General features: G+C 38.2%; 19 protein-coding genes. 10 read left to right on the top strand and 9 right to left on the bottom strand.

Annotation, left to right across the window (positions count from 1 at the left end; all coding sequences use genetic code 11):
- Positions 1-7 precede the first annotated feature (7 nt).
- A complete protein-coding gene (locus N8A89_RS17045) occupies positions 8-961 on the bottom strand; it encodes a TerC family protein (protein ID WP_281543309.1) in 954 nt (317 codons plus the stop codon).
- A 139-nt stretch (positions 962-1,100) separates the two neighbouring features.
- On the opposite strand from N8A89_RS17045, the gene N8A89_RS17040 reads away from it, so the two are divergent.
- A complete protein-coding gene (locus N8A89_RS17040) occupies positions 1,101-1,478 on the top strand; it encodes a hypothetical protein (RefSeq protein WP_281540284.1) in 378 nt (125 codons plus the stop codon).
- Positions 1,479-1,480: 2 nt separating this feature from the next.
- Here N8A89_RS17040 and N8A89_RS17035 read toward each other — a convergent pair whose 3' ends face one another.
- Positions 1,481-1,993 carry a YceI family protein gene (locus tag N8A89_RS17035; protein WP_281540283.1) on the bottom strand — a complete coding sequence of 171 codons (513 nt, stop codon included), beginning with the start codon at positions 1,991-1,993 and terminating at the stop codon, positions 1,481-1,483.
- A 292-nt stretch (positions 1,994-2,285) separates the two neighbouring features.
- On the opposite strand from N8A89_RS17035, the gene N8A89_RS17030 reads away from it, so the two are divergent.
- The gene (locus N8A89_RS17030) at positions 2,286-2,471 is read left to right on the top strand and encodes a hypothetical protein (RefSeq protein ID WP_289644644.1); all 186 of its coding nucleotides are present in this window, start codon (positions 2,286-2,288) and stop codon (positions 2,469-2,471) included.
- Between the two features lie 13 nt (positions 2,472-2,484).
- Here N8A89_RS17030 and hpf read toward each other — a convergent pair whose 3' ends face one another.
- Complete coding sequence (gene hpf, locus N8A89_RS17025) at positions 2,485-2,787, bottom strand: ribosome hibernation-promoting factor, HPF/YfiA family (protein ID WP_281540281.1); 303 nt, start codon at positions 2,785-2,787, stop codon at positions 2,485-2,487.
- Positions 2,788-2,991: 204 nt separating this feature from the next.
- On the opposite strand from hpf, the gene N8A89_RS17020 reads away from it, so the two are divergent.
- The gene (locus tag N8A89_RS17020; RefSeq protein ID WP_281540280.1) at positions 2,992-3,333 is read left to right on the top strand and encodes a hypothetical protein; all 342 of its coding nucleotides are present in this window, start codon (positions 2,992-2,994) and stop codon (positions 3,331-3,333) included.
- Positions 3,334-3,400: 67 nt separating this feature from the next.
- Here N8A89_RS17020 and N8A89_RS17015 read toward each other — a convergent pair whose 3' ends face one another.
- Entirely contained in the window at positions 3,401-3,844 is a 444-nt protein-coding gene (locus N8A89_RS17015; RefSeq protein WP_289644643.1) for a hypothetical protein, read from the bottom strand.
- 478 nt (positions 3,845-4,322) lie between these two features.
- On the opposite strand from N8A89_RS17015, the gene N8A89_RS17010 reads away from it, so the two are divergent.
- From N8A89_RS17010 to N8A89_RS16985, 6 genes are all read left to right on the top strand, one after another.
- Positions 4,323-5,444 (top strand): hypothetical protein, encoded by a 1,122-nt coding sequence (locus N8A89_RS17010; protein ID WP_289644642.1) that lies wholly within the window; start codon positions 4,323-4,325, stop codon positions 5,442-5,444.
- Positions 5,435-6,532, top strand: a complete 1,098-nt coding sequence (locus tag N8A89_RS17005; RefSeq protein ID WP_281540276.1) for a hypothetical protein — start codon at positions 5,435-5,437, stop codon at positions 6,530-6,532. The genes N8A89_RS17010 and N8A89_RS17005 overlap by 10 nt, the downstream gene beginning before the upstream one ends.
- A 115-nt stretch (positions 6,533-6,647) precedes the next feature.
- Positions 6,648-7,343, top strand: coding sequence for a peptidase associated/transthyretin-like domain-containing protein (locus N8A89_RS17000; protein ID WP_281540275.1), 696 nt, complete (start codon positions 6,648-6,650; stop codon positions 7,341-7,343).
- Positions 7,344-7,625: 282 nt separating this feature from the next.
- Positions 7,626-9,239, top strand: a complete 1,614-nt coding sequence (locus N8A89_RS16995; protein WP_281540274.1) for a tetratricopeptide repeat protein — start codon at positions 7,626-7,628, stop codon at positions 9,237-9,239.
- Positions 9,240-9,916: 677 nt separating this feature from the next.
- A complete protein-coding gene (locus N8A89_RS16990; RefSeq protein ID WP_289644640.1) occupies positions 9,917-10,381 on the top strand; it encodes a hypothetical protein in 465 nt (154 codons plus the stop codon).
- Positions 10,382-10,401: 20 nt separating this feature from the next.
- A complete protein-coding gene (locus N8A89_RS16985; RefSeq protein WP_289644639.1) occupies positions 10,402-12,273 on the top strand; it encodes an adenylate/guanylate cyclase domain-containing protein in 1,872 nt (623 codons plus the stop codon).
- Positions 12,274-12,402: 129 nt separating this feature from the next.
- Here N8A89_RS16985 and N8A89_RS16980 read toward each other — a convergent pair whose 3' ends face one another.
- Positions 12,403-12,843, bottom strand: a complete 441-nt coding sequence (locus N8A89_RS16980) for a BLUF domain-containing protein (RefSeq protein ID WP_281540268.1) — start codon at positions 12,841-12,843, stop codon at positions 12,403-12,405.
- A 307-nt stretch (positions 12,844-13,150) separates the two neighbouring features.
- The gene (locus N8A89_RS16975) at positions 13,151-14,833 is read right to left on the bottom strand and encodes a leucine-rich repeat domain-containing protein (RefSeq protein WP_281540267.1); all 1,683 of its coding nucleotides are present in this window, start codon (positions 14,831-14,833) and stop codon (positions 13,151-13,153) included.
- 515 nt (positions 14,834-15,348) lie between these two features.
- Here N8A89_RS16975 and N8A89_RS16970 point away from each other — a divergent pair.
- Positions 15,349-18,549 (top strand): AsmA family protein, encoded by a 3,201-nt coding sequence (locus N8A89_RS16970; RefSeq protein WP_281540266.1) that lies wholly within the window; start codon positions 15,349-15,351, stop codon positions 18,547-18,549.
- A gap of 260 nt (positions 18,550-18,809) precedes the next feature.
- Here N8A89_RS16970 and N8A89_RS16965 read toward each other — a convergent pair whose 3' ends face one another.
- From N8A89_RS16965 to N8A89_RS16955, 3 genes are all read right to left on the bottom strand, one after another.
- A complete protein-coding gene (locus N8A89_RS16965) occupies positions 18,810-19,409 on the bottom strand; it encodes a DUF6642 family protein (protein ID WP_281540265.1) in 600 nt (199 codons plus the stop codon).
- A 276-nt stretch (positions 19,410-19,685) separates the two neighbouring features.
- Complete coding sequence (locus N8A89_RS16960) at positions 19,686-20,984, bottom strand: APC family permease (RefSeq protein ID WP_281540264.1); 1,299 nt, start codon at positions 20,982-20,984, stop codon at positions 19,686-19,688.
- A gap of 142 nt (positions 20,985-21,126) precedes the next feature.
- Positions 21,127-22,278: a methionine adenosyltransferase gene (locus tag N8A89_RS16955; protein ID WP_281540263.1), complete on the bottom strand. Its 1,152-nt coding sequence runs from the start codon at positions 22,276-22,278 to the stop codon at positions 21,127-21,129.
- Between the last annotated feature and the right edge of the window lie 12 nt (positions 22,279-22,290).

Raw genomic sequence — 22,290 nt, 5'->3', positions numbered from 1 at the left:
TAACGAATTAACTATCTAAAACCTTTCCTTTCTCAGGAATATAGAGGGATGCCAATATACCTGAAATAAGGGACACTGAAATAACCGTAAGGGACACCCACTCCGGAAATTCAATATAATGGGAAACCAGCATTTTTGAGCCCACAAAGGCTAAAATGACCACCAGACTGTAATTGATATAACGGAATTTGGCAAGCATCCTTGAAATAAGGAAATACATGGATCGCAATCCGAGTATTGCCAATATGTTTGAGCTAAAAACAATGAACGGATCAGCGGTAATCGCCAAAATAGCCGGAATACTGTCCAAGGCAAAAAGAATATCGGTCAGTTCTATTACAATCAACGCAACAAAGAGTGGTGTAGCGGCTTTTACCCCCATTTTACGGACGAAAAAATTATGTCCATCAATGGTTGTGGTAATGGGATATATCTTTTTTAATTGCTTGAAGACGACGGATTCTTTTGGATCAAAATCGGTATCACCACTTTTCAGCATCTTGTAGGCTGTATAGAGCAGAAAAACACCGAACACATAAATAATCCATTCAAACTGGGTAATTAGGGCGACCCCGAATAAAATCATCAATGCCCTAAAAATAATGGCACCCAGAATTCCCCAAAAAAGTACCCGATGTTGGAATATGGGTGGAATCTTAAATGCTGTAAATATGACCGCGATAACAAACACATTGTCAACGCTCAGGGAGAGTTCTATTAAATAGCCGGTGATGTATTTTAACACGGCGTCGTTAGGCGTTAGATTGGTAGGGTTTTCCGTTAGACCGGAAGAAAATAGCCAGTAAATGACTCCACTAAAGGATAAGGCTATGGTCACCCAAATAGCAGTCCACATTCCGGCCTCCTTGGATTTTATAACATGGTCTTCCTTGTTAAAAACCCCTAAATCCAAAGCTAAGAAGATTAAAACACACGCTATAAAAACAATCCAGACCAACATATAGAATAATTGAAGTTGCAAATTTAATCATCCTTTTTGTTCTTATATAATTCTTGACAACAGAATATGAATTGAATCAATCTTTATAATTATTGGGTTATTAATTTTACTGAAGTTCTGTAGCTTGTAAGTAAAAAAGATGAAGACAATAGCAATTGCACTGTTTCTGGGTTTCAATTTTATAATGACGGCGCAAGACCCCTACCTTCAAAAAGGTGATGAAAGGGCTGAAGCATTGGCACAAATGATTTTAGAGAAGTATGATAAAGAATTGAGTATGGGTGCGGAACAGCGCATCTTGTTTGAAAATAAATTGATTGAATTTCTTATACGAGAGGATAAGATTAAAAACCTGGATATGTCCGTTAGGGATAAACTGAAAACCTTGACGAGATTATTAACACAGGAAACCGCCGAGATGCGGAATATTCTTACCAGGCCACAGTGGAGATACTATAAAAAGCTAAAGAAAAGATACCAGCCTGTTGTGGTAGAAGTGGGAAAGGTGAACCACTAACACTATTTCCATTGAAGATTAAATTGTACTAAAACTTTATTAGCCTCTCGCCCTTTCTTCAGTATCGTAATATCAAAATCAGAACAGAATAGGGTAGTGGTTCCAAGTAATTGCTTACCCTCCCGTTTAAACTGGATTTGCACCGGTTTGGAAATTCCTTTTATAGTAAGTAAGCCATCGACCAAAACATCAGCACCTTCATTGGCTATCTTATTGCTTGTGAAGGTAATTTTTGGATATTGGTCCGCATCAAAATATTTGCTTCCTCTCAGGGACCAATCCCTTATAAAGTTTCCCGTTTTAATGGTTTCGGTTTCTACTGAACCCGAAATAGTAGAGTTTTCTATGGCGTTCCAGTCGATACTAGATTTTGAGGTGAACCCTCCAATACTTCCATCCACATCTTTTTCAAGAAAGTTGAACGTAATTTCTGCGGAAGAAATTTCACTTGGGGTTTGAGCCCTAATGGCCGTTTTAAGGCTTAATATCAAGATTAAAGCAATTATTACTCTCATTTTAATTCAAAGAAAGGTTTATACAAAATTCAAAATCGATGAACTGCATTTAAAAATCGATGCAGCACTTTTAGAACCCCTAAATATAGAAGGTATGATTAAAATATACTACATTTAAAAGGGACACTTTACGATTATAAAAATGAGAAGGAGATTTAAATCCTGTTTATTTCTTTTTTTAGCGGTACTTTCTTCATACTAGCTCAAACAACAGATAACAAAGAACATAAGGTCCAAAAACGGACGCTTATGGCACAATTTGAGCCTTCTTTAGTCAAACCGGTGGAGGAGCGTGTTGCTCTTAAAAAAGAAGCGAATCGCGCACCAACGTACTACCAAGCGTATGCTGGACACTTTGGATATTTCAGATAGAAAAAGAAGAAAATTAACGCGCGAACTTCGAAAAAGCCCCTTTTCTGATCGGATAACCAGAACAATTTTGGCAGAGACCGACTTTGAGGACGATGTAAAAGATTAGACTTCAAATAGTGTTACCGGGATTTCATCTTAGCCTTTCTTTTCTGTAACTGTCGGTGTAGCTCATCCACAGAATTTGCAATAGACGCTTCAAAACTATCCAAGCTTGACTCCGCAAACATTCTTGGTCCAGGCATACTTAAACGAATATTGCAAACCATTCCCGTATCTGGCGATGAAGTGTTTTCCTTTTTAAAAAAAACGTCCGCTCTCACGATAAAATCAAATTTATCCAAAAGCTTTTCGAGCTTTTTGGCAGCCATAATTTCCAAACGATTACTGGCTTTTACGTCATCGTATTCAAAATTTATGTTCATTCTTTGAAAGTTTAGTAGAAGATAGGGATTTCTAGAATGATTCACAGGATAAATTCATATGAATTGATGGAAGCAAATTATTCTAATTATGTTAAAGATTGAAAATCTGATAATTATAGGTAGAATCGAATCGAATAATTAAGTAACTTAAGGAACAGAATAGTAGTTAATTGATTTAAGCCCCAAAAATTAAAATGCTTAGCTATGGAAACTTCAAACAAAAGCGATGGACTCAAAGAGGTTAATGCTTATTTGGTGCGTATTGAGCGTAGTTACAGAAATCTTCTTCAGTTTAAGGAACAGTTAAGTTCTTATCTATTTGAACCGTGTACTGTTGACCAATACAAAGAGCGGGAAGAACTAAAGAAAAAAATAGCCAAGTTGTCCAAAGGTCATTTGGCGTTGTTGGAAATATATAGGAACAACAAAAACAGCTTGAATCAACACTTATCCAATATAAATGAACAGCTAAAAGAGGCAAAACGGCTTGAGGAGGGAATAATGAATTACATGGCCATTTTGCAGCGCAAACTTGAAAATTCGTAAAATTCCAAACAAAAAAAAGGTCTAATTCATTAGACCTTTTCCGAATATTTTAAAAACTAAATTAGTCTTATTCGTTGGAACCGATATTCGCAACCGAAACTATTGTTTCTAGATCTTCTGGACTCTCATGTATTGTAATATGGCCATCAAGTTTGAGTAATCCGTCGTAATTGATACTAGCACCTCCATCTAATTTAGAAACAACTGTTTCGCTCACAGAACAGGTACATTCATTCAATGTAATTGCTACGGGACCACCTTCACTGGCATCATTGTAACGAATGAAAGCAGGATGCTCGGTAGTATTTGTACCTTCAAGCTCGATTAAAACTGTGGTTTTGCCTTCACTATCCTCTGTAAAGGTAGCGGTACCGGTGATGTTTGAACCAGCCATGGCATTTAATTGATAAACTTTACTCTGTAAGATAACCGTGTCTACGCTATCTTTTTTGCAGCTCCCAAGAATTAATGCAAAGGCAAGAACTAGGAGAAGTGAGGAACTTTTCTTCATTATCATAATTTTTTGATTATGAATCAAAGCTACATCGAAGCATGAAGTTATTTAGATTTTTTCGATGAAATACCAATAATAGGCTGTCAGGTGTGGTGATTAAATTCTTACAAAAAGTAAATTTAAAAATCTTTTCTTCTTCAAATATAGACTTGCGCGCCCCAACAAACTGTATGCTAATGCGTTACGTAAATGTGATAAATTATCAGTGAAGTTCTTCCAAATATACTATTTGGCAAATTAGATAAAGCGGTACATTATCCGAAAAATCTGTTCGGATATGGTAGCCTTGTAACAACTTTTCACTAATTAAAGTACTCTTGTATAGTATTAAAACCAACTAAAATATTCATCATTAATGATTTCTCCGAGAATCCGTTGTTTGATTTTTCGAAGACCTAACACGTTAAATTTGAGTTAATTACTATCAGAGAGCCTTAGAATTTGATAATTTAAAGGAAATCAATATGTTTAAGAAATGAAAAGAATTTTACCCGCTTTAGCCTTGTTTGCCTTGTTCTTGCTGACATTATCGGCTACCTTAAAATCTGGAATCAAATCAAATTTAACAGAGGGTTTCATAACGGGAAACCCTGAAATAGCCTCGATTAATCAAATGAGTTTTGGTCCGGAAGGGATTTTATTCTTGGGCGACTCCAAAAACGCCGCTATTTATGCGCTGAATACTGAAGATGTACAATCAACTCAAGAAGTAACCGAAATAAATATTAGTGAATTTGATAAGAAAATTGCCTCGGCACTTGGCACTACAATTGAAAATATTGAGATAAATGACATGGCGGTAAACCCTGTTTCAAAAAACGTCTATTTTGCTGTGCAGGTAGCCGATGGGACACCGGTTCTGCTGAAATTGAAAGGGGACGGTTTTGAAAATATATCTTTGAAGGACGTCAGCTATTCCAAAATCGCATTGACCGATCCAGTGCCAGCGGACGCTAAAGATAGGCGGGACAGATCATTACGTCACTGGGCCATATCCGATTTGAAATTCCATAAGGGAAAAGTCTTGGTCTCCGGCTTGTCGAACAAAGAATTTGGATCTACGTTTAGAAGTATTCCTTTTCCTTTTAAGGACACCCAAGATTACGCGTCCCTGGAAATTTGGCATGCTGCACATGGCAAGTATGAAACCCATGCGCCCATCAAGACCTTCGATGTCATACAACTAGAGGAAGAAGATTATCTAATGGCCAGTTACACATGTACGCCATTGGTACTGTTTCCCCTAAATGAGCTCAAAGACGGCACGCACAAAAAAGGCCGTACCGTAGCTGAGCTAGGTGCTGGGAATTCTCCATTGGATATGATTTCTTACGAAAAGGAAGGAAACACCTATTTTTTAATGTCCAACAGCAACAGACCGGTCATGCGAATCAAATACAACGATATCGCGAATTTTAAGGACTCAATGACGGAACCCGTAACGGTATTTGCAGAGACCGAAGGCGTTGCCTATGACAATCTACCATTTCCATATGTACTCCAAATGGATAATCTTGATGCCACCCATGTGATATATCTGCAACGGCAGTCTGATGGAGATTTGAGATTACAGGTGCGCTCAACGGAATGGATGTAAAACACAACTATAGTATTCGTAAAGAGATCAAGGTTTACTTGGTCTTTTTTTGTTCAATAGTGGCAGCATCTTGTGGGCAAGCGGATAAAGTAACTATAGAACAGGTGGATTATGAAAATGAAAGGGCCATTGGCGTAACATTTACCACGAAAATAGATGTCGAAAAAATACGGTTTTTCGTGGGAGAGGAATCACAGACTTCAGTAATAGGAGTGATTGTTGGATCGGAAGACAAGTATACGTTTACACCTGCCATTGCCTTTACACCGGGACAGACCTATACCATTCGTAAAAAAGATACGCAAGTGTTGGCCTCATTCAAGATACCGGCGCGGACGAATCGGAAAGTGGCAGAACTATTGGCCATCTATCCGAAAGGGGATACCGTACCGGAGAATCTCCTAAAAATGTATTTTGAGTTTGCCCAACCCATGCAGGAAATCGGCAATGCGTTGGATTTTATTTCGGTGACCAATGAAACCGATGGTACGGAAATAAAGCCCTTTTTGCGACTGGAGTCCGAACTGTGGAACAAAGAACGCACGGTGCTGACCCTCTGGTTGGACCCGGGACGCATTAAGACCGATTTAATACCGAATAGAGAAAGAGGATTGCCCTTAATAGCAGGCCATAGCTACGTCATAACCATCGACAGCGTCTGGAAATCAAGAGATGGAGCATCTTTAGATAAGAAGTACACCAAAACATTCTATGTCGGCCCAAGAGATGATAAGCAACCTAAGATTAAAGAATGGCAGCTACACATTGACGATACCGATTCCATACAAAAGCTGTCCGTCGATTTTGGAGAACCTTTAGATGCGTTTTTGGCGAAAGAAACGATAGGTATATATGACCCGACAGGCACTGTAATCAAAGGGGAATTCAACTTGGAAAAGAATGGTTCAAATCTAGTTTTTACTCCTATAGAAAAATGGTTATCAGGTACTTATGAATTAGTCATTCAATCTAGACTTGAGGACTTAGCGGGCAACAATTTGAACCGCCTCTTCGATACAGACCTGAATAAGGAGGTAAAACCGGAAGAAATGAGCGATACCAGAAGTATTCCATTTAGTGTGCACTAGGTTCGAGGGTAGGGCTTTGCACATGGAAGTTGTCCGGATTGATGCAAATCAGATGATTTCGGACAATAATTTGTAGTGATATTCTAAATTTCATGGACAACAAAAACTTGAAATTATGAAGATCACATGGTATATTGGAGTAGTTATAGGACTTTGCTTGATTTCTTGTTCAAAATATGAATCACCATTTGATGCAACAACAAGCAAGACGGTCACAGGTACAATTAAGGACATGGAACGTGATAGGGCAATTGCAAACCTCAAGGTATATGTGGTAAGAACCTATGGTTGTGGAACTTGGTTCACTGGTGGCACGTGTAGTGAAGTCATTGATTCTACGCTTACGGATAGCCAAGGGAAGTATTCAATTACCTATCAAGAGAGAATCGAAGGGTCTGGATATAGTATCGTACATGATCCTATATCAAGTTGCGAGGATTTGTTTAATAGTGAATTGATCGAACAAGAGCTTCGAGATCAAGGCCGAACGATTACCAGAAATTTTAATGTGTGGTGCCCCTTGGTACTAAAGTTGGAGTTGCAAATCAAAAACAATGAAAACCCACCCTTATTGGTTTATGCATACCCAGAAGATCCTGAAACATTTTATTTTCCCGACGTTGAAATATTAAAAAAAGAAACAGATACCACCGTTTACCTTTATACAAAACCAAACACGCTGACCAGTTTAACTGCTCAATACCAACTCGAAGACCCCAACGCTAACTTTCATTTTACCCATGAGTCGTTCACTGTGGGAATTCAAGATACGCTTGAACTTTCCCGGGTAATAGATTGTAATGATTTTTAGCATGATGCTTCTGCCATGGACAGGAAATCTCATGAATCGGAAATCGTTAAAATCCGTAACTTCAAACTCAAACCAGTGGAATAGCGCACTGGGTGTACGTTTTGTGCCGTTTACGCGCCATAATGCGTAGCGCTGGGGACCGCAGCGTAACCTGAGAATACCGTAGAACCTACAAAATGAACAGTCCGGTCTTCATTAGTTACAGTTCGGGCTAATTTGTAGGGGTTGATGTGGAATTGTTTTGCTTCTTTGTAATCAAGTTTAACCAATCAATCAAAAATTATGAAGACTCTTACGCTTAAATCCATCATTTTAATCATTACACTACAGTTCTTTTCAAGTATTGCAAATGGTCAAGAATTCTTATCTCCGGTTCAATGGCAAGAAGATCTCCGTTTTTTACAGAAAACGGTACATTCAGATTTTCCCTTCCTATTTAAAAAGGTCGAAAAAGAGGCCTGGGATGCAACGGTCGAAAAACTTTACACGCAAATTCCGTATTTGGAAGAACACGAAATCAAGGTAGGCCTGACCCGTATGGTTTCGTTTTTTGAATATGGTCATACGCAGATTCCTTTCAGCACGGTCTCCGACAAGGGTGTACTACCCATAAATCTTTATCATTTTAAGGATGGTATCTACGTAGAGGGTACCACAAAGGAAAATAGCGGAATTTTAGGCGCAAAACTGCTCAAAGTAGGGGAGTTTGCCGTAGACCAAGCTTTAGAAATGGTCCGACCGGTCGTTCCAGTGGAAAACGAGTCTTATTTTAAGGCCTATGGATTGCGATTCCTGACCGTGCCCACCGTATTGCACGCGCAAGGGGTGATTCCGGAGTATTCTGAACAGATAACCTTAACGTTCGAAAAAGAAGGCAAACCGATGGAATATACCCTGTCTACGATACCCAGAGAGGACCTATCCGTGGGCTACGGATTGACAATTCCGAATGCGGATTGGGTAAGTGCTAGGGAAGAGGTGAGTACCCCCTTGTATTTAAAACAATTGAATGAGTCATATTTTCATTTTGAATATTTACCCGAATCCAAAACATTGTATGCCAGGCAAAGCTCTGTTTTTGACCATGAAAAAGAAACCATAAAGGATTTTTACAAGCGGCTCTTTGAGTTTATCGATAACAACGAAATTAACAAGTTGATCTATGACGTGCGGCTAAACGGAGGCGGTAACAATTACAACAACAAGCAATTTATACAGGGCATAATGGCCCGTCCAGAAATCAATACCCAAGGTAAGTTCTTTTTTATCATTGGTCGCAGGACGTTTTCGGCCTGTCAGAATTTGACCAATGAAATAGAAAATTACACAAATGCCATTATGTTGGGAGAGCCCACTGCGGAGAATAAAAATTTTTACGGTGATGCCAAGAAAGTAACCTTGCCCAATTCAAAGATCAATGCGTATTTGTCTTTCGCTTGGTGGCAGGACAAACCCCAGTGGGAAAACGCGGACGCAACGGTACCTCATTTTCCAAAAGAATTGACTTTTGATGAATACCGTACCAACCAAGACCCCGTAATGGATTTTGCCTTGGAGAACGATTTTGAGGACTACCTCGTTAACCCGATGGATCATTTTAGACAACTATTTATGGCAGGGGAGATGGAACAATTAAAAACTGATGCCGCTCGCATTCTTAACGATTCGCTATATGCACACATCCCTTTTAAGCAAGAATTTAAACAAACGGGGCAGAACATGTTGGCACAAGGTGCAAACGAAGGAGCCTTATTTCTGTATAGCATGTTCACGGAGTATTATCCCGAGGATCCCGAAATGTGGGAAGGTTTGGGAAAAGCCTATAAGGCTTTGGGGCAGGATAAGGAGGCCGAAACGGCATTTGCCAAAGCCGCAGCCTTATCAAATAAGCAATAAAAACGTATTTTATATATTTGATTATAAGGGATATATGTTTTAATACGTAAAGTAATACATTAGTTCTATACTATAACTCCAAATTGTAATAGCTCCGATAGTATAGGGAATTTCAAATAAGGCGGACACAGCAATCGAGTTGAGAAAATGAGTGCTATAGATATCATCGATGACGCGACAAGGGCAAAGGTCGAAATTAATATGCCAGATCGCTAACCATGTATGATTTAAAAAGCCGGAACAAATTATTGAAAAACATGGCGAGGAACGGGTGTTGAACGAAATTGCATTGAAAATCATAACCACACCTGATGATCTGGCCATTTTAATCGCATTAATGTCCAGCGGCGGAATGGATCATGCTATTTGGGCTGCCACTGATGTCAACGCCGGAAGTCATATACAGATGTCAATTTATATTTAATTCTAGTAGGGTAGTAGTATCCTTTCGTGCATCGGGTTTTAAGCAACTTATGGATAGAATCTTATTTATCGTGAACAACTACGCACTTAGAGCAGGAGCTTGTTTGTACCTTAACAATCTAATTATTAGCATATTAAAAATTAATTGATTAAATTAGGTTAGTTTTCCCACTGTTTATAACCCTTTTCTACTACAATAGACGTCCTAGTTTATTAGGGTTATATTATTAATAACCACTCAAAAAATTAATATCATGGAAAACACTAGAGCAAGAGTTCAAATTATCCTCCAAGTTAATGCGGCAGATCTTTTCGCAATAAGTTACCCAACCGAAGCAGAAATAAAGAAATTTTGTGAGATTGAAGATGACTTTGGAGGTTCGGTTTCTGAAGGTGGCAAACCAATTACAGACTTTAAAACAAAAGTAAAAAAAATCAAAGGGTTACCTGGATCAGGGGAAAGTAATGATACAGGCTATGATATTTCTATTGACAGTATTGTAATGGTAAATAGGCCAGCAAATATTAATTTTTTTAAAAGGTCAACCCTATTGGGTAATGGCGGTCGATATGGAGAAGTGAGCGGAAGGGTAAAAAACAAAGGTCTTGAAGACGGTGATGAATACACCTACAATATCAATTTTACGATTACCCAAGATGAAACTGAAAACTCAAAATCCTATTCTTTAGACCCAAAACTTCAATACCGTATGAGGTAAAGGTATTTTAATATACAAAAATGTTGAAGTATAAAATTATTATCCTAATTGTAGCATTTCAATTTAGTTGGATAGCAACAACTTTAGCCCAAAATCAAGCTAAGGCGGATAGTCTTTTACGTTTATATCATTCCTCTGGAAAACCGTCGGATGATTTTGAGATGGTAAAAAATATCTTAAAATATGAAGCAAGGCCTGATACCATACTTTACTATGCCGACCTATTGTTGAGCAAAGCCAATACCGATTCGGATAAGAAGTACCAACTTACCGCCTATATACAGCGTGGAAATGCGTACCAAAGAAAAGGAGATTACATCGAATCTTTGGACGCTTTTTTTAAGGCTATGGAAGTTGCAAAGGCTATAGATGATCAAAAGAGTTCAACTTCAATTTTAATTTCTATTGCTGACACCTACGCTGAAATTGGGAATACCGAATATGCTGAAAAATATTATAATGAAGGTATTGAATCGCTGCGTCAGAGCAACGATTCTATGGCTTTGGGTCGAGTTTTAATTAATAGGGGAGAAGTGCTATTCGAATCGGATAATTATAAAAAAGCCCTACAGAATTATCAGGAAGCTGGGGACATTTTTGCGAGAATTGATTTTCCTATCGGTATGGCCTATAAATTAGGAAATGAAGGAATGGTATATGCGGCCCAAGGTGATGATGAAGCAGCGCTATCGAATATAAACGAAGCCATTGGTATTCTGGAAGATAATAAGGACTATTATGCCATTGCAATATATCTGAAAACAATGGCGGATATTTATGCTAAAAAACAAAATTTTACAGAAGCTCTAAAATACGCTCAGCGAAGTTTGCAGTTGGCGTCAGCATATGGCCTTAAAGAGCAATTGGCCGATGCTAATCTAAAAATATCAGAACTTTATGATGCGCAAGGTAAGCGTGCTGAGGCATTTGACTTTTATAAGACATCCATCATTTATAGGGATAGTATCAAGAATCTTGAAACAGTTGAGCAATTGGCAAATCTTAGCACAGCTTACGAGGTTTCCCAAAAACAGGGTGAGATAGATATCTTGAACGAAAAACAAAAAAATCAAAAAATAGTGGTTTTGGCTTCGGTGGCGATGATACTTCTGATAGGTATGTTGACCTTTGTTCTTTATAGAAGGAACAGATTTATTCGAAAAACAAATCTAATTATTGAGAGGGAAAAAAACAGGTCCGATCATCTCCTAAAAAATATTTTACCGGTAGAAACCGCTAAGGAGTTAAAGGATTATGGTAAGGTCAAAGCCAAGAAATTTAATGCTGTTAGTGTTCTTTTTGCTGATTTTAAAGGGTTTACGATGCATGCTGAACACTTATCCCCAGAAGAATTGGTTAAAAGTATCGATTTCTATTTTTCAGAATTCGATGATATCATAGAAAAGTATGGCATCGAAAAAATAAAGACCCTGGGGGATTGCTATATGTGTGCTTGTGGACTTCCCTTTCCCGCGGAAAAGCACGCCCAAAAATTGATACTTGCCGCTAAAGACTTTTTAGACTTTGTAGCGTCCGCAAAAAAAAATAATCCGGATAATACCACACGTTTTGAGTTGAGGGTTGGTATCAGCTCGGGAACTGTTGTTGCCGGAGTGGTGGGTAAAAAGAAGTTTGCGTATGACATCTGGGGAGATACCGTTAATATAGCGGCTAGAATGGAAACGGCATCAGAGGTCGATAAAATCAATATATCCGAAGACACGTTTCATCTTGTGAAATCTGATTTTAATTGCACGTACCGTGGAGAAATACATGTAAAAAATAAAGGCTTAATGAAGATGTATTTTGTAAATGGCCTGAAATCAGAAAAAGAAGCCGAGTTCCAAAACCATATGCGAAAGAAAATCACATTAAGTTCAGAAGCTGTTTGAAACCCCTTTGAGGGAAAAGTAGAAAAGCTGGAGCCAAGCGAACAATAAAAAAATTATTATAATTAACTGATAAATAGTTACATAAATAATATTATCGAATTTTATACTTCAGTAAAGATGGGTGTTTTTTTAATTGGTTAGGGCACCTTCTGCGTAGAGAACTTCATAGACATTGGTCCATAACGTAATCTTTGATTCCGTAGGGGTGTCTACGGATGACGATTTGTGAAAAATAGCGTCAAAGAGCATGCGCTTGTGTTCCGCTTGATTTGATTTCAAATTGAGGTTGTTAAAAATCATGCTCCAGTTATTGAATAACCGGTGTTTGCTTATCGAACTATTTAACATGACGATGTCCTTATGGCGCTTGTCTTCCAGGATGTTTGCGTATAACATCAGTACTGAAATTTCTTTACCCTCTATAAGTTGTACAAATTTTCTATTGTGATACAGTAGGCACCCTGTAATGTTGGCTTTCAGATTTTTCTTCTGCGCTTTTAACAGCATTTTTTCAATACTATTTTCGTCGAAGGAAGGTTCGGCTATCGATCTGTAAATGATACTGTACATAATTTGCTTTTTTAAAAACAAAATTCATGCGGTACGCGGAACTGGGGGCCGATGCGTTTAATGATATTAAGTTACAAAAATTAATTATTTGTGGACTTTTATAGTGGAGATTATTGTTGGGTGCTTTAAGCTGGTCAAATAATTTATTGAATGGACAAGATGGGGGGCAGGCAATCATATACCTATTCTAAAATCCTATTTGACATAATATAAATTATGATTCAAAAATGAAACATAATATGCCGTTATATAAAATAGCGATAAGTTATTACAGATATGAATGAAAAAAGCGTGCTAAATGAAGCAACTAATTGTTGTTTAGAGTCCAATTAAAGCTTGTTACCAATTCATTAAGTTTTACTATCGTTGTCGGATCAATATCTCCAAACCCCGGAGTATTTTGATAATCTACATAGCCGTTCATGGTAGAATTTAAAATCGCATGGTCATAGATTTGCGAAAGTATTTGATCTAATTCCATAGCACTAAATTGATTTCCACCAATCTCCAAATTAAAAATCTTTGGGTTCGATGTAATGTTCAGGGTCGTGAAATTGTTATTTTCAATAATCAATCGCTCCAACTCAGGATTTGAAGACAGGTCAATTTCTGTCAAAAGATTACCATCAATGTACAAGTCTCTCAACTTCAAATTGGTGGATAAATCGATAGCATTAATTTGATTCGTATACAAATCAAGACGTACAAGATTGGTGTTTTGGGAAACGTCAATAGCGCTAAGTTGGTTGGCTCCCAAATTAATATTCGTTAACGCTAAATTTGCGGAAATATCAATGCTGGAAATAGCATTATTACTTAAATCGAACTGAGTTAAATTTAGGTTATTTGAAAAATCTATATCGCTTAGATTGTTTTCCCTAGCGGATATAACCGATAAGCTCCCATTTTGTGAAAGGTCAAGAAAAGAGATTTGGTTTCTGACTAAGAAGAGATTTTCTATAGCTGGATTTTGAGATACGTTTACTTCAGTTAATTCATTATCGCTTAGGGTAATTATCCGTAAATTGGGGTTATTCGACAAATCGATACTAGTTAGCCGATGATTACCAATATTTAGAATTTCCAGTTCCGCATTTTTTGATATGTCTAAAGAAGAAAGTAATCCTGTAAATAGCCCCATCGATTTAAGCAAGGTCAACTTTTCGATATTGACAGAGGTGATATGGCTTTCCCAATTGTTTTCTTGGTTACTATTGAATTCAAAAACTTCAATGGCTTCTATAGCACCAGTAATGGTAATAGTATAGGTTCCATTTTCTGAATAGGTATGTGAAATTTCGTTATCGATACCCGAGTTAGGTATGGTCGTCACGTATTCTTCAATGACTTCATCACCCCAATCTACCAAATAGGTAGACCCCGTTATAGATTTTAAATTTAAGTTTTTAAGGGTAATCGAGTCTGTTTCATCGACAGTAAGACTAAATGAATCTGTACTTTCTGGAAATGTCAAGGTTAATCCTGTATACCCGAAATCAATGGAAGTATAACCTGCCGCATTGATATTCTCAGCAGCCGTTTCTTTTGTTTCATTTTCAGAAACTTGAAAATTAAAGGGTAACGGACTGTTTGAAAATTGTGCCAATACTGAATTTTCTTTTGGTGCCACCGAAATTACAACATCGTTTGCATCGGTCACGATGAATTCTACTAGGGAATAGTTACCGACTTCTAAAGAAATTTCATTAGTGATATATGAATCTGATTTTTTTGTTAAAGCTATCTTTTCCCTGGTAAGTATGGCAGCACCATTACTATCGTTTATACTAACTAGGGCAAAAGCTGGTTCAAGGTTTTTTTCATTACTTAAAGCCTTTTTTGCGGATAGTTCCTTTAAATCAACCCGGAAAACTTGTTTTCCTTCACCTACCTCTATTTCATCATCAATTGGTGTTATGGGGTCCTCAATGTCAGAAGAACAAGAAATAGCTAATAGACTCGCAAAAAGGAAAAAGATTACTTTCTTCATAAGATATTTTGACTTTCGATGATTTATAGGTTTATAACGTAAAACCCATATACGAAGTATCACACTTGAAAATAATCTTTAAAATTCCATTTCACACACTTATTCACGACTGGTTAGTTTATAACAATGAATTCATGAAACTCGTAAACTCATTGTCACTCACCTCCTACCCTTCGAAAAGCTAAGGGACAACCGGCAAAGAAAGTAAAGTGCCAAATAGGCCAGCGCTTCGACCAGCTCAAAAAATTTAAGGTCTACTAGACCTTTTAATTTTATACCCTTGAAGGAAAGTCATCTATCCCTGAATATTATAATAAATTTCGCAGTATTAGTTTAGTCCGTGGCTGAAGTATCCAAACAACGGAAAAATCACACGAAATCGACTAACTATTTTTGTCCGGTCTTCTGCAACTTCGCAAAGTAGCTACATCTAAATGTTGGGCCAAACAATACTATGCCATGCGAATTCGTTATTCTCAAAGGACAATAGCTCCTCTAAATCAAATAAATCTACTTTGAGGCTCAAAAAACATTGGAAACGGACAGTATTGGTAACCATCATGGTACCTACGCTATGCATAGGAATCGTTTTGCTGTACGTACAAAGCCACCAATCTGAAATTATTAAAGAAGGGGTTGCCCTCCTAAACCAAGAGCACAAAGGCCTTATTACCGTAGGCAATAGCAACTTGTCTCTATTTGGCAATTTACCGGACCTCTCCATAAAAATTTATGATGTTCAAGTCTTTGAGACCAAAGCGGTCAATGCCCTCCCAATAATGGATGTGAAGGACATTTATGTGGGCTTCAATCTTTGGGATATGGTTAGTGGAAACTACGACATCCACTCCCTAGTGATAGAAGAGGGCGTGTTTAATATTGTTATTCACGAGGATAATACATCCAATATCCAAAATTCCCTAGCCCCTATTTCTGAGGAGGATACGCCAACCACCAATATTCACTTGAATAAGATCCGATTAAAAAACCTGGATATCCATACGCTTGATGAAGCCACCAACACCGATGTTGAAAAGTTCATTTATGAAGGCAAAGGGGGCTTTAGTATCAGCGACAGTATCATTACCGGCCACATCGATACCGAATTGGAACTGAATGTCATCAAAGATGGTGACACTACCTTTATCCGCAACAAACATTTTGAAATACATACAGACGTGGCATTCCATACATCCACAGGGCTACTGGACATAGCACCTTCCGGGATTGTTATGGAGAACGGTGATTTTGAGCTTGAGGGATCTATAGATACCAAGAACGATATGGGCCTTGACCTTGCCATAAAGGGTACCAAGCCCAATTTTGATATGCTTTTTGCATTTGCGCCAACAGATGTGATTCCCTATTTGGAGAAATATAAAAATGCCGGGGAGATTTATTTCAATGCCACCATCAAAGGTCCGGCAAATAAAGGTAACAGGCCTGCCATCAATGCCGAATTTGGTGCCGGAAAGGCCTTTTTGGAGAATACGGCCAGTGCCAAAAAAATAGACAATATGGGCTTTAGGGGCCATTTTAGCAACGGGGAAAACAGGGATGCCAGCACCATGGAATTTTCGTTGACCGATATGACCGCCTCCTTGGAAAAAGGCGAGTTTAAGGGCGCGCTCTTCGTAAAGAATTTTGAAGCTCCTGATGTTGAAATGCAAATGGACGCCAACTTCAATCTAGAATTTATCGCAGACTTCTTTGAACTGGAGCAGGTACAGAACGCCTCGGGGACTATTAAACTAAAGATGAATTTTCACGATATCGTTAATATCGACCAGCCAGAAATGGCATTGCAGCAACTAAACCAGGCCTACTATGCGGAGTTAAAAGTAGAGAAGCTTCACTTGGAGGCAAAGAATCTTCCTATTCCACTGGACACCCTTAATGTAAACCTGCTGATGAACGGCAAGGAGGCTACCCTCAAACAATTTGAGCTGTTAACGGGTAATTCAGATGTATCTATAAGTGGATTTCTGTCCGACCTACCGTCTATTGTACATCATACAAAGACTCCCGTTGAAGCACATTTGGATATCACGTCCAATTACCTAGATATTGCAGCATTGACAGGATTTTCAGCGCAGGACACTACCCAAACCGGATATGACGAACAGGTTAAAAATCTTAGTCTTGGACTTTCTTTTGTTGGCTCTGCCAAAGACTTTACCGAATCTGAATATTTACCTAAAGGGGAATTTTTTATCGATAGTCTCTATGCGGAATTAAAGCATTATCCTCATAATTTACATGATTTTCATGCCGATGTTTTGATTGATGATAAGGATTTGAAAATAGTAGACTTCGAGGGCTATATTGACGATAGTGATTTTCATTTAGACGGACTGGTACATGATTATGCTTTTTGGATGCAGCCCGAACGTAATGGAGATGTAGCGCTAGATTTTAATCTTAACTCAAAAAAGTTACGACTGGAAGATGTTTTCTCTTATAAGGGAGAAAATTACGTCCCGGAAGAGTACCGACATGAAATTTTTGACGATCTGGCCCTTCATTTCACCTCAAGGATGCATTATACCGATTCTTCGCTGAATTCCATTGATATTGCCCTAGACAAGCTGAACACAAAGATGGAACTACATCCACAACGTTTTCACGACTTTAAAGGCAACATCCATTACGAGGACGAGCATATTGTAATAAATGACTTTCACGGTGAAATTGGGTCGACCAATTTTAATTTTGATTTAAATTATTATTTGGGGGAAGACCAGACCATTAAGAAGCGTGATAATTACCTTGAAGTACGTGCTAACTATATTGATTACGATGCCCTTTTTGATTTTGACCTAAGTCCCCCACAGTCAGGTGAAGCGGTTAGGCCGATTGCCGAAGACGTTTCGGAACACGCGGATGCCTTCAATATATATGAATTGCCATTTACAAACATGCGTTTTAAAGCGGACATAGCCCACTTCATTTACCATAGGATAGACCTTAAAAATATCAAGGCAAATTTAAGAACGACACCTGATCATTATATGTATGTAGATACGCTTACCATGGATGCTGCTGGAGGAAACATTCGTTTAAAAGGATATTTTAACGGTAGTGACCCAAAACACATTTATATGCAGCCGGATTTGGTACTGACCGATGTTGATTTGGAAAAATTACTTTTCAAATTTGAAAATTTTGGGCAAGACCACCTCGTTTCAGAAAACTTACAGGGAAAACTTACGGCTAGGATTAGCGGTAAAATAAGAGTATACCCTGATATGGTACCAGATTTGGACCAATCTTCTATTGAAATGGAAGTAAAGGTGTTAAATGGAAACCTAAAGAATTATGACCCCATGTTGGCACTATCGGATTATATGGGAGATAAAAACCTACGGAACATTCGGTTTGATACCCTACAAAACAGTTTGGCCATTGACAAAGGGAAAATCCATATTCCAGTTATGGCCATTGAATCGACCATTGGTCATATGGAACTGTCAGGAACACACGACAGCGATCAAAATATTGATTATTTCTTACGTATACCTTGGAAAACCGTAAGAAAGGCGACCATGCAAAAATTGTTTGGAAGTAAGAAGGACAGCGTTCCTGACGAAGATAAAGTAGATGAAATCGTAGAGGTCGACCCCAACGGAAAGACCAAGTTCCTCAATCTAAAGATACAAGGAACCATTGATGACTACAAAGTTTCATTGGGTAAGAAAAGGAAAAATAGTCCTTGATTTTGAATATCTTATAAACGAAATGCAAAAGTAATTTCAATCATTCCGCACTCATTCTGCTTCCCTCCTAGCCTTCGCAGCTCAAAAAATAAAAGGTCTACTAGACCTTCTATTATTATGCCGTCAAAGCAAAGTGTGATAACACAAGACCTTTAGTACATTTTGTATGAGTAGTTGAACAAGTCGTTGAAGCTAATATCAAGAAAGAAATTTGCTGGCAAAAATCCACAGAAGTTTAACCCAAATAGCGTTTTCTGGTTTTAATAATACAATCTAAAATCCAGCACTGTGCAGGCATTATAATGCCTACGATGCAACTCCTCCACAACCTCGAACATATCATCATCTTCTTTGAACAAGTTAAAGAATGCCTTATCAAGAATTGAGCTGCTTATTCCATTAAAGCTAGTGCCATAGCCAGAAACCGCTTTTGCGTTGGTGATATCCAAAAAATATTGTGCTTCTTCTTCGTCCAGATCTAGCACCTTTGCATTTGAAAAATGCACAATCTTTCCTTTTAACTTTCCCTCAAAAAGTTCTGCAATTTCCTGTAGACTATAGTAGTAGTCATTTAGACAAATACTATTTGCTTCACCTGTAATAACCAAGTAGATGATTTCATAGTCTTTAAAATGATGGTCATCCATGACCAATGCATTTAAACTAGCTTCTAGGCCTTCAATGGTGTCGCATGTTTTATAAATACTGGCTACTCCATATTGCATGGCCAATTGTTTCAGATTTTCCTGTACTTCGGAAACTATCTCCGTTTCTATATCATCCACTGCTTCTAAGCAATAAATGAATTTCTCTGCATCTACAGGGTATTCTTGGGGTACTTGTCGTCTTTTCGCTAGCAAATTTCAGATTTTCTGCCAATGTACTAAAACGCTCTTAAAACAAGGTTTTCCTAAGTGTTATTTTAACAGGTTTGTGTGTTAAAAATAACTTCCATAATTCGTATTTGGTTAACAAATAGATGCCATTTCGAAAACTCGTTTGTTTAAAAGAGCCCAGCCTCTTGCGTTTTTATAGTGTGTTTTTGTATCACTCTTCTGCAATGGCCACCTAGATTCCAAGGAGTACCGTGCCAATGGCGTATGATTTGGTCTGCTAATTGATTGGTAAAAGCTGTTTTAGATAGGCTTTTTCTTGCTATAGAAACCCTCGGATTTATATACCACAAAGCCTAATATCAGGTTAAGAAGCCCTAAACCGGTTTCTAAGGGTTGCGCAAATACAAGATACACCAGCACCCATACACTCAGGACCAGAAAGATAATTTGTGGTAGCGGAAAAAGAGGACTTCTGAAGCCCTTTTTTGTGGTATTTTTTCGCCTCAGAACAAATAGTCCTGCTACAGCTAAAGCTGCAAACAATTGCAGTACAAAACCGCTGTAAATCATCACCTGTTCAAAAGTGCCGGTTACTAATAATATAAACGTTATTCCCGTTTGTAGCCAAATGGCACGTAAAGGAACCTTGTTTTTTGTTTTTTTAGAAAACCATTTCCATAAGCGATGATCTTCGGCCATTACTTGTGTTACCCTGGGACCAACCCATACCATGGCGCTTATACTTGAAATCAGCATCAAAGCAATGCCGAAACTCATAAGCTCTCCCCCTGCTTCCCCGAAAAGCGAAATGGCCGTGATCTGACCGATTTCCAATTTGCCTTTAATAGCTTCCAGTGAATTTTGTCTTATGAAGACAAAGTTTAACAACAAGTAAAGGAAGCTCACCGTCACAGTGCCCAAAAGCAATGCTTTTGGTAAATTCTTACGAGGCTCTCGGATTTCGTCAACAATGTAAGCCGCTGCATTCCAGCCTGAATAAGAAAATGTAACATACACGAAGGATACCGCAAAGGCCGGTAGAAGGACTTCTTTTTTCCAGCTTTGATCCCATAGATAAGCAGATACTTCAGGAGTCTTCGTCACCCCAAAATAGATGAAAAACAAAATGAGCGCTACCTTTAGTAAGGTCGTTGTATTTTGTAACGTGCCGCTCCTTTTAATGCTTAGTGAATGCAGCAAACTGATGATAAAAATAGTAGCCATAGCCAAAACCATACTAGGGAGTTCGATATAGGGTGCAACATATTCACCTAGAGCCATACCGGATAGTGCTATGGGTGCAGAAAACCCGATAGTCAGCGATACCCATCCCGATAAATACCCTAAAGCAGGGTGAAATGCTTTAGAAAGGAAATGGTATTCCCCACCCGATCGTTGCCAGTACGTTCCAAGTTCCGCATAGCTCAAAGCACCACATAGTGCCATCAACGCACCTAATGACCACAAAATAATAATCGACAACGTATTTGTGGTATCTACTAATTGAAAGCCCAAACTGGTGAAAATACCAGCGCCTATCATATTCGCTATAACCACAGCCGTAGCAGTAAAAAACCCTATGGAATTAGGCTTTTTCATTTTTGTTATCGATTATTTGATACCTATTTTATTTTTCTTGTTTGGCAGAAAAACCAATCCACCGCATCTTGATTCTTGGAAGCACCCATTGTAAAAACATACTGCAATTAGGTGGCATGATACCCTTCTTTATGGCCAATAGCTATTGATATAGTATTCGATTCCAATAGTTAGAAAGGTCTTTGAGCTTTTCTTTGGCAAAACGTTCTATGGTTTTGTTATCGGTATTCTTGTTTTTTAGTTGAAAGTGTAAAAGCTGTGGCTCGTCTATGGGTTTACCAATTTGCGATACGATAAAAACACGGGCATAATCGGCAAAATTATTTTCTACAATTGCACGACTAAGGTCCATAGCAAAGTAGTTGTATATTTTACCTGTATGATTTAGTGGGTTTTTTCCCGACGTGGCTTCCAAACTCATCGGATGGTAAGGCGTAATTAATCCGTTGATTCTATTGCCTCTTCCTACCTGTCCGTCATCACCATGTTCGGCACTTGTGCCAGTAACGGTAAGATAGATGCTTTCGTTATCATAATTATCGGCCGTATTGATATTTACTTCGGTATCGGACAACTCCAAACTATGAATGATATATTCTTGTACTGCTTCTTTTTTGCTGATATAATCACTCAAATCGGTGATATAGGTGTCAATCATGGCCATGGCAATGGTAAAATACCGTTTTGAATATTCTTTGACCCCCATTACCTTAGTGTCCTCGCCAATAAAGGGGAATTTACTTTTAGTAGTTGGGTCGTTCAACAGCTTATCAATCCTAATGATGCTCTCTTCCAAAGGTGTTTTAGGATAGAAACCTGCACCAAAAGAGGTGTCATTGGCCAACGGAATTTCACCTTCACCGAAACGCTTAAACAGCTCGACCAAATCTGTACTTCCCGGACGTATGTTGGTAGTAATCTTCATATCCTTTGCAACATCTAGATGTCGGATATGTTTTTTTGTCCACTTTTTTGCGGTTTCAATGGCAATTTCTTCAACAGGGATTTTTTTATCCTTTACGTGGGCCGTAGCCCTACCTGCAATAATCAGCGATATCGGATGTATTACTTTTCCTCCTTTATAGGCAGGCTTCGATTGCCCACCAACTAAAAGGGCCTTATCAACATTATGGTGCATAATGGCACCAAATTCTTTTATATAATACTGACAAAGTTCTTTTGAAATTTGCTCGGTAATCTCATCGCACATCGTGTCGGGATGACCAATCCCCTTCCGCTCGGCCATCTCAACAGAATCATCGTTAATACTTCCTATGATAATGTTACTTGACATATTGTTTTTTCA

The sequence above is a fragment of the Maribacter aestuarii genome, assembly GCF_027474845.2.
GTDB lineage: Bacteria > Bacteroidota > Bacteroidia > Flavobacteriales > Flavobacteriaceae > Maribacter > Maribacter aestuarii.
This window is presented reverse-complemented; position numbering and strand designations above follow the sequence as displayed.